The organism is Clostridium sardiniense, from assembly GCF_019753795.1.
GTDB lineage: Bacteria > Bacillota > Clostridia > Clostridiales > Clostridiaceae > Clostridium > Clostridium sardiniense.
In genome coordinates this window covers 47,100-61,938 of record NZ_JAIKTU010000006.1, presented here as the reverse complement: position 1 = coordinate 61,938, position 14,839 = coordinate 47,100, and the positions used below count along the sequence as shown (strand labels likewise).

Here is a 14,839-nt window from a genome sequence, read left to right as displayed (position 1 = left end):
CATTAATCCCCCTCTATTTTAATAGAACAAATGAAAATAATCTTCCATATGATCCATTTGATTTTCTATATGAATGTAATTTTACTTTATCTTCACAATAAGTGCATGAATCAAAATCATATATATTTTCTTCTAATATACCACTATCTATTACATCTTTTATAATGCACTCTTTTAAACTTAAATTTCTGCCATCAAATAAAATATCTTCTTTGATATTTTTTTCTTTTATAAATTTTTCTTTAAGCTCTTCTGATACTTCATAACAACATTTTCTTATATGAGCCCCTATATAAATTTTTGTATTTTTATGATTAACAGAATATAGATCAACCATTCTTTGTAGAGCTTTTTTTGTAATTGAATTAAAAGTTCCTTTCCAACCACTATGAACAGCGCCTATTACTCCATCTACTTCATTTACAATAATTACTGGTACACAGTCAGCAGTAAATACTCCAATTGCAATATTTCTCTTATTTGTTATTATTCCGTCCCCTTCATTCTCGATAAAATCTATTTCATCGTTATAGTTTAATACTATGTCTGAATGTATTTGATTTAGATAAATCACCTTATCTACATTAAAATCTTCTTTTATACTATTTATTGCATCTATTCCCTCATCTGTATTTCTATTAAAACTTCTCTCATCTTCAGCTGTTGAAAATATAACACTTGATTTATTATTTTCTAATAATAAAAAATCTTTTTTTATTTTAAAATTCTCTTTATGCATTCTATTCATAATAGTACCTCCATATCTTTTAATATTATTTTAACATTTACTACATCTATTATCTATTAAACTCATATTATTTTTACTTAACTTTAACTTAAAAAATATTTTAAATTTTCAATTGCTTATTATCTATATCATTCTAATAATTCTTCAATATCTTTTATCTTACTTTAATTTTTAAATTACTTCGTTAAAATGATTTATTTTATTATTTTATAATCATTTACGAGTATATTATTTAAGATTATATTCTTACTTCTAAAAATCTTTAAATAATATTTAATATAAAAAAACACTTTAATCCTAACTTTAGAATTAAAATGCCTTACACTTATCTTATTAGTATATTTTTTCTTATCACTTTTATTAGATTCTATTTGTATATTTTCTGTTTGTTATATTAGTACTTATAATTAAAATATTGATTATAGTAACTAGAAATCTAATCTCTTTTTTAATCTTTATACCTATTTTATTGTAATATAATAAAAGACTAGAAACATAATCTAGTCTTTTTATTTTACTAATTTAATTTAACTATTATTTGTCCGCTAGAAAGTAATGAACTATCAAATTGTAATTCAAGACCTTTTTCTCCTTTAGGAGCTTGAACAGCATATTCTCCAGTTATTTTTCTTCCAGGTGCAACTTTACCATCTAATTGTCCATTTTGATTTTCTGTAATCGCTTGCTTGCATTCTCTTCCATCTTTATCAACAACTTTGAACATTAAAATTGATGAAACTGTTTTTTCTTCGCTTGATATATTTTCAACTGTAACATCAACTTTTACAAATTCATTTCCATCTTCTGGTTTAATAATTTTCCCACCATTATCTACGCTAATTTTATTAACTTTTATTTTAAAATCTTTAACTTCTATAGTATCCCCTATTTTGAAGGTTTCCGTTTTATTGGCCTCTTCTTTTTTATTAGCATCTTCTTTTTGTCCTTGATTAGCTACCGGAGTATCTCCATTTTCAGCTGTATTTGATCCTGCTCCTATGGCACCTCCAACAACTACTACAATTATAATCCAGAACCACCATTTTTTAAAAATAGCTTTTTTTTCTTTTCCCATTAATAAATCCCCCTAAAAATATTAAAATACATTTTACCCTTTAATATCTATATAAATTGGTAATAATGCCATAATTAGAATATCATAGAGGTATTTTATCGTCAATTTACTAAAAGTACATTTTTTATTAATATATTATTCTTATTATTAACTAATTATTAATCTATTTATTTTCATTGAAAATTTGTTCTTATTATATAAATTAAACGTTTAAATTATTATATATTTATAATATATAAATTTATTAGAATATTTATATAAATTATCGTTATGAATCATCTAATATAGGTTTTCTTATTAAATTAGAATTTTGAAATTACATTTAGAACTTTAAATAGTAAATAATCTAAAATTTTTATAAAAAAGCTCTTACTAATAAAGTAGTTTAATTATTTTATTAGTGAAAGTATTTTATTTAAGGATATATTCTTAAATTTAAAAACTTTAAATAATATTTAATATAAAAAAGCACTTTAATCCTAAATTTAGAATTAAAATGCTTTACACTTATCTCATTAATCTATTTATTTCTTCCATAAAGGTATTAATATCTTTGAATTGCCTATAAACAGAAGCAAACCTTACATATGAAACCTCATCAATTTCTTTAAGTCTCTCCATAACCATTTCGCCTATGTAGTTTGATTGGACTTCTGTCATCATCTTATTTGATATTGTCTTTTCAATATCCTCTGCAATTTCTTCTATTTGCTTTCTAGAAATAGGTCTCTTTTGACATGCTATAATTAGTCCATTCACAATTTTTTCTTTATTGAAATTTTCTCTAGTTAAATCTTTTTTAATAACTAAAATTGGAATATCTTCTACCTTTTCATATGTTGTATATCTTTTATTACAATTTGAACATTCTCTTCTTCTTCTAATTGTGGTATTATCATCTGTTGATCTTGAATCAACTACCTTACTTTCTTGAAAAGAACAAAAAGGGCATTTCATAGATAGCTCCCACCTTTCTGTACATTTAATTACTTACTCTATATCGTTATTATACATATTTTTTCCTTTCCTGGCTAGATATTATCTGTAATTATTATCATCTCTTGAAACAATATTTAAATTTTCAGCTGATACTAGTATAACATCAATACCTATTTTCTCTATATTCTCCCAAGGAATCTCTATCTCCTCGCCTTTTCCAAACCATCCTTTATTCTCTCCTGGTATAATTAATGATTGTACTTTATCTTCTTCACAATCTAATTTTATGTCTACTATATATCCAAGCTTTCTTCCAGTGTTTACATCTATTATCTCCATATTTCTCATTGCATTAATTGAATGTAAATTTTCTTCCATTTAAACTCCCCCTTTACATTTTACATTTATATTCAAAAGTATAGTTATTTATTATTTATCTAAAGAAAAAGAACTCTTTAAGAGTTCTTTTTCTAAATATACTTCCTCATATGTTTTAGTGCTGTTTTCTCTAGTCTTGAAACTTGTGCCTGAGATATACCTATCTCATCTGCAACTTCCATCTGCGTTCTTCCTCTAAAAAACCTAAGATCCAATATTAACTTTTCTCTATCTGTTAATCTCTTCATAGCTTCATTTATTGAGATATTTTCTAACCAATTTTCATCAGTATTTTTAGAATCACTAATTTGATCCATAACATATATAGCATCTCCGCCATCGTGATATATTGGTTCAAATAAAGATACAGGATCTTGTATAGCATCTAATGCAAATACAACATCTTCTCTAGGTATCTCTAATTCTTTTGCTATTTGTGAGATATTTGGTTCCTTATTATTGTCTTTAACCAATTTATCTCTTACTAGTAATGCTTTATATGCTATATCTCTCAATGATCTACTAACCCTTATTGAATTATTATCTCTTAAATATCTTCTGATTTCTCCAATTATCATTGGAACTGCATAAGTTGAAAACTTAACATTTTGAGAAAGATCAAAATTATCAATAGCCTTCATAAGTCCTATGCATCCAACTTGAAATAAATCATCAACATTTTCTCCTCTATTATTAAATCTTTGAATTACACTTAACACTAATCTTAAATTTCCTTTTATAAATGCTTCTCTTGCACTATTATCTCCTGATTGCATCTTTAATAAAAGTTCTCTTTTTTCTTTTTCTTTAAGTATAGGAAGTTTCGCAGTATTTACTCCACATATTTCAACTTTATTAATGATCAATATCATCAACTCCTTTTGGAAGTAATATCATCACACTAAAAAGTATTTCCGCAAGATAATAGTTTTATACTACAGACAACCTAAACCATTTTGCTAATTTCTTTTTTTAATCTATTTATTATCTTTTTTTCTAATCTTGAAATATAAGATTGAGATATGCCTAAAAGATCTGCAACCTCTTTCTGAGTCTTTTCATTTGTCCCATTTAGACCAAATCTTAGTTTTACAATTTCCTTTTCTCTTTCGTTTAAATTTTTTAGTGCAATAAATAATAATTGCTTATCTACTTCATCTTCAATTAAATTATAGATTATATCATTTTCTGTACCTAAAATATCTGATAAAAGAAGTTCATTTCCATCCCAATCAATATTTAAAGGTTCATAAAATGATATTTCAGCCTTAATTTTATTATTTCTTCTTAGATGCATAAGTATTTCGTTTTCAATGCATCTAGATGCATATGTTGCAAGCTTTATCTTTTTTTCTGGATTAAAGGTATTTACAGCCTTAATAAGTCCAATAGTACCAACTGAAATTAAATCCTCTACATACACTCCTGTATTTTCAAATTTTCTAGCTATATACACAACAAGTCTCAAATTTCTTTCTATTAAAGTGCTCCTAACCTCTTCATCTCCATCATTTAATTTATTTACAAGATCTTCTTCTTCCTCTTTAGAAAGGGGTGGTGGAAGAGCATCACTTCCTCCTACATAATGAAGTTTCTTTCTAAATAAACCTAACTTTTCTAATATTCTATTTAATAAAATCTGAATTTTTATCATAATACCCTCCTTATATTACCCCTCTTGATAATAATGCATTAAACTCATTATCCCTACTTAAAGTATCTTTGCACGGACACAATATTGCATCTATTTCTCTAAAGGTCTCTCCACTTTTTTTAAGTTTTATATTGTTTACTTTAAATCCCTTTAAGCTTCCATTGTATCCAATAGCACTATAGGGAATATAGAATACGCCTTCATTTTTTATATCTAATGTATTTAGATAACCTTCTTCAACTAATATACAAGGCAAATTAGTAATTGGTTCTCTTAGTTCATTTCCAGAATCTAAGAATCCCTTTACCATAATAACCTTATCTTTAAGTGTTATCTCAATATCATAGAAGAAATCTCTTATTATATTTTTTTCTCTTATATAACTTGTAATTCTCTCTAGAGCTACAAAAAGAATAGCTACACAGATAATTAAATACTTCACCTTAAAATCATTTATCATAATACCATTCTTTATTGAATATTCATTAGTTATAACAGCTATTTTAAAACAAATCCCACTTAAAACACATGCTGATGCTATAAATGTTGCTCCACATTTTAGAGCATTTCCTATCTTTTTATTTATTAATGGAATATAAGCTAAGCTTAATGCAACAATAACTTGAAAAAGGTTATTAGATAGCCAATTTAACTCATTAAAAACCATTGTTAAGGTGTACAAAGCTCCTAAGGCTGCTGCAAATATACATTTTTTAAATGAATACATTTCTCTAAGTACTCTATAGGATATTGTTAGCAAAAATAAATTGACCAAAAAATTTTCAATTAATAATATATCTACATATATATCCACTTGATCAACCTCCTAATAAAATTATATAACTATATCTTTTAAAATTTTGTCATATTAATTGTTAAGAACAGTAGTTTTTAACTAATTTTTTTTACATATAATTACACTAAAACTTCTTTTAATTTTTTTATTACTTTTTATTGATATTTACATATATAATTCATCTATTTTTTTATACTTTTAACAAAAAAATAGAGACTTATATTTTTATATAAGTCTCTTATAGTTATTCTAAATTATTTTCCTTTAATATAGTAATTTAAAAATATATTTCTGATTATTTAAATATATTGCATTTGTTATTAAGCTCTAGTTTCTTCTTTAATTAATATAAATTAGGTAATTTTTTTAATTATATATTAATTAAATTTAGGTTTATCATAAACAAAGTCATTATTTCCTGTATATAAATTTTTCATTTCCTCCATTTGAGCTCCTATACTTTCCGCATACCATGGAGTTGTTGCATATTGATGCCATATTAAATCTGTATTAGGTATAAATCTCATTTTATATAATGTATTTTGCTTATACTTTGAACTATTTACATAATTATTTGATACAAAGCTAGCTGCTCCTTCAATAGCTTTGTCAACTGTTGTCCATCCATGATTATATGCATATGTTGTTCCAAGAATTAGTGCTCTATTTGGGAATACTTTCGAATTATCATATGCTCCTATACCAAATAAATTATATACAGTTACAGGTTTTGAAAGCTTAATCATTTCATATCCAATTAATTCACCCTTGCTATTATATTTTCCTTTATCAGGGTTAGCTATTTCTGTAATAGTAACACCTTTAGCTAACTTACTTTTTCCATAGCCTGTTTCATGTATTGATTGAGCAGCAAAATATATTGGATCAATATCAAATTTCTTTGCTGCATTAACAAATCCTTGCGCATGTCCTTTTAAAACACCAGCATCTTTGCTATTAAAGTAATTATTTAATCCACTTACACTAATATTTCTAAACTCATCTATTCTTAAGAATTGTGATTGATTGCTTGCTTTATTTGGATTTATATATTTTTCATAATAATTATAATCATAGGCTGGAACCCTTGATTGCTGTAATTTTATATATGAATCCATAGACATATGGTAATTAGTTGTCATAGAGGTTCCATTTTCAGGTTTATTACTATCATTGTTATTACTATTATTGTTATTATTATCTTCAGCTTCTGATTGAGATATCTCTTTTATAAATTCCTTTGCTGAATATCCAACTATACTACCACTTTTTATTTTATAGAAACTATTTTCTTCTCCTAAAATCTCAATAACATCACCATTTCTTAGATTTCCTAATATTTTAGAATTTGTATTTGCTTTTTCTCTTATTCTAAGTTCACTACTTACTTGTACTTTACCAAATTTTTTTATTACTTCTGGTTTCTCAGGTTTGTTATTTGAATTCTCTCCATTTGGATAGAATTTTACATAGTCTTGACTTATATAACCACTTAAACTTCCCTTTTTAATCTTATACCATGTTCCTTCTTTTCCTAAAACATCAAAAGTATCTCCATTTAATAAATAACCAGAAACTTCGTGATTTGTTCCTGGACCTTTTCTTACTCTTAAGTTACTTGTGATGTTTATAACCTTACCTGTTCCTTCAATCTTATCTGAAGGTTTATTATTATTATTATTGTTATTACTATTATTATTACTATTATTATTTCCGCTTTCACCTGTTACTTTTACATAATCTTCATGTACATAACCATAGCCATTTCCGTATTTTATTTTATACCATACTCCCGACTTTGATGCTATTTCAAGCTTGCTTCCATTTTTTAAGTACCCAAGAGTTTCTGAATTTGTTGATGCACTTTTTCTTACTCTTAAGCTAGAAGTTATGTTTATTACAGTTCCCTGCTTCATTGTTTCTACTGGTTTATTGTTATTATTATTGTTGTTATTACTATTATTATTATTTCCGCTTTCACCTGTTATTTTTACATAATCTTCATGTACATAACCATAGCCATTTCCGTATTTTATTTTATACCATACTCCCGACTTTGATGCTATTTCAAGCTTACTTCCATTTTTTAAGTACCCAAGAGTTTCTGAATTTGTTGATGCACTTTTTCTTACTCTTAAGCTAGAAGTTATGTTTATTACAGTTCCCTGCTTCATTGTTTCTACTGGTTTATTGTTATTATTATTATTATTACTAGTATTATTACTGCTACCCTGATTTATTACTTTTACATAGTCACCGTGTACGTAACCAACTTTTCCACTAACTTTAACCTTGTACCATGAACCCTCTTTTCCTAAGATATCAAATTTATCTCCATTTTTTAAATATCCTATAACTTGTCCACTAGTTGAAGCTGAACCTCTAAACCTTAAAGTAGATGTGATATTAATTACTTCTCCTTTTAAGCTGGTACTTATTGCATTATTATTACTATCTATCTCTTTTACATAATCTTTATGAATAAAACCTATCTTATTTTCATTTTTTATCTTATACCAAGATCCTTCTTTTCCTAGTATCTCAAAAGTTTGTCCATCTCTAAGATATCCTATAACGCTACTACTAGTACTTGGGTCTTTTCTTATTCTTAGATTAGTTTCAACATTTACCACTTTTCCTTTGTTTGAAGCTCTTTCAAGGCCAAAAGTACTAACATTATTTTTATGAGTATCTGCAAATGCTTTGGTGTTATTAAATATAAATGAACCTGTAGTTGCTGCTACAACCAACATCATGGTTGTTATTTGTTTCCTTTTCATACTAATCTCCCCATTTATAACATTATTTTTCTCGTTTACTAATATTCTTTTTAATTTTACCATATTTCTTTGTCTAATCAAAGATTCTAACCCTCTATTTTTTCTATTTTTTCATCTCTTATTAACCTTTTTGTAACCTTATTGTATAAAAAAACCTTGGAAATTAATTTCCAAGGTTTTAAAACTTCTTATATTAGTTTGACCTTCTTGGTCTTCTTAAAAATGTAGGTATAGATAAATCTTCTTCTGTATAAGTTATAGTTGAACTTACAGTTTCTTCAGAAGTTGTAGCTGCAACTTCCTCCTTAACCTCTTCAACCTTTTCTTCAACTTGTTGTTTTATTTGTGATTTAACTTCTACCTTAGCAGTTTCTTTTGGTGAAGCTCCTATTCCGTCTTCTTCAAAACCAGTTGCAATAACAGTTATTCTTATTTCGTCTTGTAATGTCTCATCTATAACTGCCCCGAAAATTATATTAGCATCTGCATCTGCTGCTTCTCTTACAACGTCTGCTGCTTCATATACTTCAAGTGCTCCAAGGTCTGCTCCACCTGTAAAGTTTAAGATAACGCCTGTTGCTCCTTCAATTGAAGTCTCAAGTAACGGTGATGCAATAGCTTCTTTAACAGCATCTGCTGCTCTATTATCACCATTTCCGTGTCCAACTCCCATATGTGCTAAACCTTTATTTAACATAACTGCCTTTATATCAGCAAAGTCGGCATTAACCACACCTGGAATAGTTATAAGGTCAGAAATTGCTTGCACACCTTGTCTTAAAACATCATCAGCCAATCTAAATGAATCTAGTAACGTTGTCTTTTTATCAGCCATAAATAATAATCTTTCATTTGGTATTATTACTAATGTATCAACTTTTTCTTTTAATTTAGCTATACCCATTTCAGCATGTCTCATTCTTCTCTTTCCTTCAAATGGGAAAGGTTTAGTTACAACACCTACTGTAAGTATTTCTAATGATTTAGCTATTTCAGCAACTACTGGCGCAGCTCCTGTTCCTGTTCCACCACCCATACCAGCAGTTATAAATACCATGTTTGCACCTTTAATAGCTGCTGTTATTTCTTCTCTGCTTTCTTCAGCTGCTTTTTGTCCTATTTCAGGATTAGCTCCTGCTCCTAGCCCTTTAGTAAGCTTTTCTCCGATTTGAATTTTTTGATTGGCATGTGATAACATAAGTGCTTGTTTATCTGTATTAATAGCTATAAATTCTACATTTTTTAATCCTTCAACTATCATTCTGTTTACAGCGTTGCTTCCTCCGCCTCCACAGCCTATTACCTTTATATTAGTTAATTCTTGCATATCCACTTCAAAATCTAACAAAACAATTCCTCCTTTAGAAAATATCCTCTAGTAAACTTCTTAATTTTCCCCTAATGCCTTTATTATTCTTTTTTTTCTTAACGTGATTTTCTTTTTCTACTATATCACATTCTTCGTTTCTATTTATATCACTTATTTTTTCAAATCTTAAAGTCTTATCTTTAACATCTTTTGTAAAATCTTCACATATTAATTCTACCCTATCATGCACCTCTTTAACAATAGCTAATGAGTTAATATTTGAAAAATTTTGCATACCAAAATCATTTTTTGTAAATATACGAACTCTATCATTCATGATTTTTTTAGATAGTTTATTTATATTTTCAAAATTTGTTAAAGAATCACTACATAAAATTATACTACATAGATTATCAAAATGACCAGTATTTTTTAATTCATTATTTACATAATTAAGAATTTCTTCAATTCTTGCCTCACAAACTTTATAAAAAAGCTCTTTATGGATGCCTTTTCCATCCAAAGTAAGTTCTTTTTCATCTTTTTCACTATAAAGTGTTTCATAATTACTACTGTATTTACACTTCATTTTTTCTGCTTCTTCATTAGAAAGCCCACCACAAATTGATAAATCACTTGTTATATTATTACCTCCTAAAGGAATAGAAAATAATTCTTTAGCCACTCCATCTTTAAATATAGCTACTTCTGTAAGTGCTGCACCACTTTCTACCATAACTCTTTCTCCAAGTTTATCTCTAAAGAAAAAGATTTTTTTAAGTGACATTATGTTAACTATAAATCCTTTAATATTGTATCTAGTACCAATACATAAATCCATGTATTTTTTTATTACATCTTTTTTACAAGTAACAACAGTAGCATTTATTAAAAGCTTGTCTCCTTCTAAGGTTTCAGCTAAATTTAAACTAAGTTTATCATCCACTTTATAATAATTTATAAAAGCATCACATATCTCTTCATCATCATTTACAAAAGTATTTTCTCTAATATATTTTAATGCATCATTAAGGATCTTTGGAGATACTATTCCATTAATATCATCTTCAAAATTACTTTCTTGGATTTTTACATCAGTAGATGGTAATCCTATGTAAATATCTTTAATTTCTCTATCTATCTCTTTTTCTAAATTATCTAAAGCTTCAAGAAATGCTTCTTTGCATTTTTCCATATCAGCTATTTTCCCTTTTTCAACACCCTTTGAATAAACACAAGAACTTCCTAATATATCAACTTCTTTCCCCATTGATGACAATCCACATGAAGCTGAAATTTTTTGTGTCCCTATATCTATTGCTGTAACTAAAAATTCTTGCATTTTCCCTATCTTCCCTCCTGTCATTCCTACTTACATTTATATATTCAACATATATTTATAAATTCCTTTTTATTTTTTTCTTTTAATAATATATTAATATTTTTGTTATTTTTCTTTAATATTTTCTAATAAAATAAATGATCATTAATTAAATTTCTTAATTAATGATCATTTATATTCATTTTAAAACTTTTTCCTTTAAAGCATCATCATTCTTTTCAATATTTCTTTATCAACAGAATATATCATTGCCGTATCTTCAGTTATACTTCCATTCCTAGCAAGCTCAACTAAAGACATATCCATGCTCTTCATTCCATATTTGCTTCCTGTTTGTATTGCAGACTCTATTTGATAAGTCTTTCCTTCTCTAATTTGATTTTGTATTCCTGGAGTAATTATCATTGTTTCAAGTGCTGCAATTCTTCCTTTTCCATCTATAGTTGGAACTAGTTGCTGAGACACTATTCCTTGTAACACTGTTGCAAGTTGTATTCTTATTTGCTGTTGTTGATGTGGTGGAAAAACATCAATTATTCTGTCTATTGTTTTTGCTGCACCAATAGTATGTAGCGTTGAGAATACTAAATGTCCCGTTTCTGCTGCAGTCATAGCAATTGAAATAGTCTCTAAATCTCTCATTTCTCCTACAAGAATAACATCTGGATCTTCTCTTAAAATTGCTTTTAATGCACTCTTATAGCTTTTGCTATCTTTACCAATTTCTCTTTGATTTATAATACACTTTTTATGTTTATGAAGATATTCTATCGGATCTTCTAAAGTAATTATATGGGCACTTCTTGTAGCATTTATTTCATTAATCATAGCTGCAAGTGTTGTGCTCTTACCACTTCCTGTTGGACCTGTTACAAGAACTAATCCTCTTTGCTTTTTAACTAACTCTTTTAATACGTTTGGATGGTTTAGTTCATCTAAAGTTGGAATTTTTAATCGTATAGCTCTTAGTGCTATCGCATCACTATTTCTTTGCTTAAATACATTTACTCTAAATCTGCCTATTCCTGATAATGAATATGATGTATCAGCTTCTCCGTCTTCATTATATATATCAAATTTACTTCCTAATATTTCTTTAGCAAACTTCTCCATGCAATCTTGAGTTAGATTTTCATCTCCAAGTGGCATTAATTTTCCATTCAACCTTGCTGTTGGTGGTATCCCAACTGTCAAATGTAAATCTGATGCATCCAACTCTGTTGTTTTACCTAATAATTCTCTTAAAGTATACATTTTCTTTCCTCCGACCTCTTGATTTCCCCACCTTCTATATTTCTATAAAAATAGCTAAACTCCTCTATTTTTTATAGAGGAATTTAGAACAAACTTATATACCTTTTCCATATAGAACTTTTTGGAGTTTTTTCAAGGCTTTCTTCTCTATTCTAGATACGTATGATCTTGATATATTTAATTTTGCAGCAATTTCTCTTTGAGTTTTGCTTTTTCCATCTTGAAGACCATATCTCATAATAATTATATCATGTTCTCTCTCTGTAAGTATCTCTTCCATCTTTTTATACAAAGCCTTTACCTGAAGATTGTTTTCAACTTTTTCAAGTACTGAATCCTTATCACTACTAAGTACATCAATTAAACAAATTTCATTTCCTTCTTTATCAACACCTATAGGGTCTTGCAGATAAACTTCTCCTTTTTGCTTTTTATTATTTCTAAATAACATTAGTATTTCATTTTCTATACATCTTGATGCATATGTTGCAAGCCTTGTACCCTTATCAACATCAAAGGAATCTATAGCTTTAATAAGCCCAACTGTCCCAATTGAAATTAATTCATCAACATCCTTGTTTGGGAAAGAATATTTTTTAACTATATGCGCTACTAACCTTAGATTCCTTTCAATTAATACACTCTTAGCTCCCTTGTCTCCCTCTTTCAGCTTTCTTAAATACTTTTCCTCTTCTTTTTCATCAAGAGGTGTAGGGAAAGTGTTATTATTAGAGATGTATCCAGTTAAAAATACAGTGTTACAGAGCAAATCAATAAAATTCGATATTACTAACACTTTCATCCTCCTTATAGTGCTTACTAATATCATATGATTTTTATAATGAAAACTTGCTTTATCTTATAAAAAATATAATTTTCTTTACAGTAAAAGACTACATTTAAAATATGTAGCCTCATTATTATTTTTTATTTAATTGTAATACTATATCTTTAAATATAGGTGCTGCTGTGTTACCCCCTCCTATATTTTCACCTTCTTTTTCTATTAAATCTGGAACAAAAACAATCATTGTGTATTGTTTGTTATCTATTGTAAAGTATCCTGCAAACCATCCATGTGTAGTATTATTACTACTTGAAGACGATCCTGTCTTTCCTCCCATATCAATACCTTGAATAAGTGCACTTTTACCTGTTCCAGTAGTAACTACTTCTTTCATTCCATTTTTCACAATTTTGCTTGTAGTCTCTGTAAATATTCTTTCTTTTTTAGTTTCATATTGTTTTACTACCTTATCGTTATCATCTAAGATACTCTCTATAATATAGGGCTTTACATAAACTCCATTATTCGTAAAGGTATTAACAGCTCCAAGCATTTGTATAGGAGATACATTCATTGATTGTCCGATTGGAATAAGTGCCATAATATTATTATTTTTAGGATCATCATTTTTAGGTTTTACTCCTGAAGTTTCGTTTCTTCCTTCCCCTTGTATTCCTATAACCCTTTTAAATAACCCCAATTTTTCACTATACTCCATCAATTTATCATATCCAACTTTACGTCCTATAGCTCCAAATACATCATTACAAGATTTTATTAGACCTTGATTTATTGTAAGTGTTCCATGAACTTTGCCATTACACATCTTCCCATTACAAGATACTGTATTATAAGGAGTTATAAGTCCTTCCTCTAAAGATGCTCCATATGTTATAAGCTTATAAATAGACCCTGGTTCATAACCTATTCCTTCTATTCCTAAATTTATATTAGCTTCACTTTCATTTTTTTGAACTAAAGCTTTAATTTTTCCACTATTACTTTCCATAATAGTTACGCCTATATTTTTATATTTTTGATACTCTTCTTTTGATAATACATCTCTAATCTTACTATCGAATTCTTTATCTATTGTAAGCTTTACATTTCTATTATTATCATTTATAACAAGTTCATCATCTGCATAAACATTTTTTTCATCAAGATAAAAATTCTTTTTAGGAATTTCATTATTCTTTATATTATTATATATTTCTTCTTCTATAGATCCCTGTACTATATTTTTATCAGTTATATTTGACAACATACCATTTACAGACCAAGCTTCTTTTCTATCCACTTTATCGCTAATAAAGGTATATACTCCTTTTAAATTATCTAATTTATTTATTTTATTATAAGTCTCTTCTGAAATAGTGTAATATAATTTCCCTTGACTTTTCATTACATCAGTATAATTAAAATCACTATTTTCTCCCTTCATAATAAAGTTTAAAGCCATTAAATCCTCTAAAGTTTCCCCATAATTATTTAAACTAAAAGGTTTTGAATCTATCACTAATACATATTTTTTTTCATACTCTACTAAATCTTTACCATTTGTATCTAATAGCATATATTTACTATCACTTATGCTTTCAGTCTGATGATTCTTATAATTCGCTTCTACTCTTTCTGTAGGATGAACATTTAAAAAATATAATCTAACTGCTAATCCAGCAAATATTGTCATTAGAAGAGCTAATAAAGCCTTACCTCTATTTAAATCCATTCTCTTCATAAAAGGAAAACACCTCCCTTAGCTAATTCTTGACTA

13 protein-coding genes are annotated in these 14,839 nt (G+C 27.4%); all 13 read right to left on the bottom strand.

All coding sequences use genetic code 11. The features are described from left to right. Positions 1 to 13 precede the first annotated feature (13 nt). Positions 14 to 748 (bottom strand): peptidoglycan editing factor PgeF, encoded by a 735-nt coding sequence (gene pgeF, locus K5V21_RS08520; RefSeq protein WP_221860849.1) that lies wholly within the window; start codon positions 746 to 748, stop codon positions 14 to 16. A gap of 517 nt (positions 749 to 1,265) precedes the next feature. Next, entirely contained in the window at positions 1,266 to 1,823 is a 558-nt protein-coding gene (locus tag K5V21_RS08515; protein ID WP_221860847.1) for a DUF4352 domain-containing protein, read from the bottom strand. Positions 1,824 to 2,330: 507 nt separating this feature from the next. Continuing rightward, on the bottom strand, positions 2,331 to 2,780 hold the full coding sequence (gene nrdR, locus K5V21_RS08510; protein WP_204595678.1) for a transcriptional regulator NrdR: 450 nt from the start codon (positions 2,778 to 2,780) through the stop codon (positions 2,331 to 2,333). Positions 2,781 to 2,861: 81 nt separating this feature from the next. Next, the gene (locus tag K5V21_RS08505) at positions 2,862 to 3,140 is read right to left on the bottom strand and encodes a YlmC/YmxH family sporulation protein (RefSeq protein ID WP_204595677.1); all 279 of its coding nucleotides are present in this window, start codon (positions 3,138 to 3,140) and stop codon (positions 2,862 to 2,864) included. A gap of 92 nt (positions 3,141 to 3,232) precedes the next feature. Then, positions 3,233 to 4,006 carry an RNA polymerase sporulation sigma factor SigG gene (gene sigG / locus K5V21_RS08500; protein WP_221860845.1) on the bottom strand — a complete coding sequence of 258 codons (774 nt, stop codon included), beginning with the start codon at positions 4,004 to 4,006 and terminating at the stop codon, positions 3,233 to 3,235. 80 nt (positions 4,007 to 4,086) lie between these two features. After that, positions 4,087 to 4,794 carry an RNA polymerase sporulation sigma factor SigE gene (sigE, locus tag K5V21_RS08495; protein ID WP_221860837.1) on the bottom strand — a complete coding sequence of 236 codons (708 nt, stop codon included), beginning with the start codon at positions 4,792 to 4,794 and terminating at the stop codon, positions 4,087 to 4,089. 10 nt (positions 4,795 to 4,804) lie between these two features. Beyond that, positions 4,805 to 5,608 (bottom strand): sigma-E processing peptidase SpoIIGA, encoded by an 804-nt coding sequence (locus tag K5V21_RS08490; protein WP_221860835.1) that lies wholly within the window; start codon positions 5,606 to 5,608, stop codon positions 4,805 to 4,807. Between the two features lie 359 nt (positions 5,609 to 5,967). Next, positions 5,968 to 8,370 carry an SH3 domain-containing protein gene (locus tag K5V21_RS08485; RefSeq protein WP_221860834.1) on the bottom strand — a complete coding sequence of 801 codons (2,403 nt, stop codon included), beginning with the start codon at positions 8,368 to 8,370 and terminating at the stop codon, positions 5,968 to 5,970. 193 nt (positions 8,371 to 8,563) lie between these two features. Continuing rightward, positions 8,564 to 9,718, bottom strand: coding sequence for a cell division protein FtsZ (gene ftsZ, locus K5V21_RS08480; RefSeq protein ID WP_221860832.1), 1,155 nt, complete (start codon positions 9,716 to 9,718; stop codon positions 8,564 to 8,566). Between the two features lie 13 nt (positions 9,719 to 9,731). Continuing rightward, the gene (locus tag K5V21_RS08475; protein WP_221860830.1) at positions 9,732 to 11,021 is read right to left on the bottom strand and encodes a cell division FtsA domain-containing protein; all 1,290 of its coding nucleotides are present in this window, start codon (positions 11,019 to 11,021) and stop codon (positions 9,732 to 9,734) included. 198 nt (positions 11,022 to 11,219) lie between these two features. Continuing rightward, complete coding sequence (locus K5V21_RS08470) at positions 11,220 to 12,275, bottom strand: type IV pilus twitching motility protein PilT (RefSeq protein WP_221860828.1); 1,056 nt, start codon at positions 12,273 to 12,275, stop codon at positions 11,220 to 11,222. A gap of 94 nt (positions 12,276 to 12,369) precedes the next feature. Continuing rightward, entirely contained in the window at positions 12,370 to 13,071 is a 702-nt protein-coding gene (gene sigK, locus K5V21_RS08465) for an RNA polymerase sporulation sigma factor SigK (RefSeq protein ID WP_204595669.1), read from the bottom strand. Positions 13,072 to 13,195: 124 nt separating this feature from the next. After that, positions 13,196 to 14,803 (bottom strand): penicillin-binding transpeptidase domain-containing protein, encoded by a 1,608-nt coding sequence (locus K5V21_RS08460; RefSeq protein WP_221860827.1) that lies wholly within the window; start codon positions 14,801 to 14,803, stop codon positions 13,196 to 13,198. Positions 14,804 to 14,839: the final 36 nt, after the last annotated feature.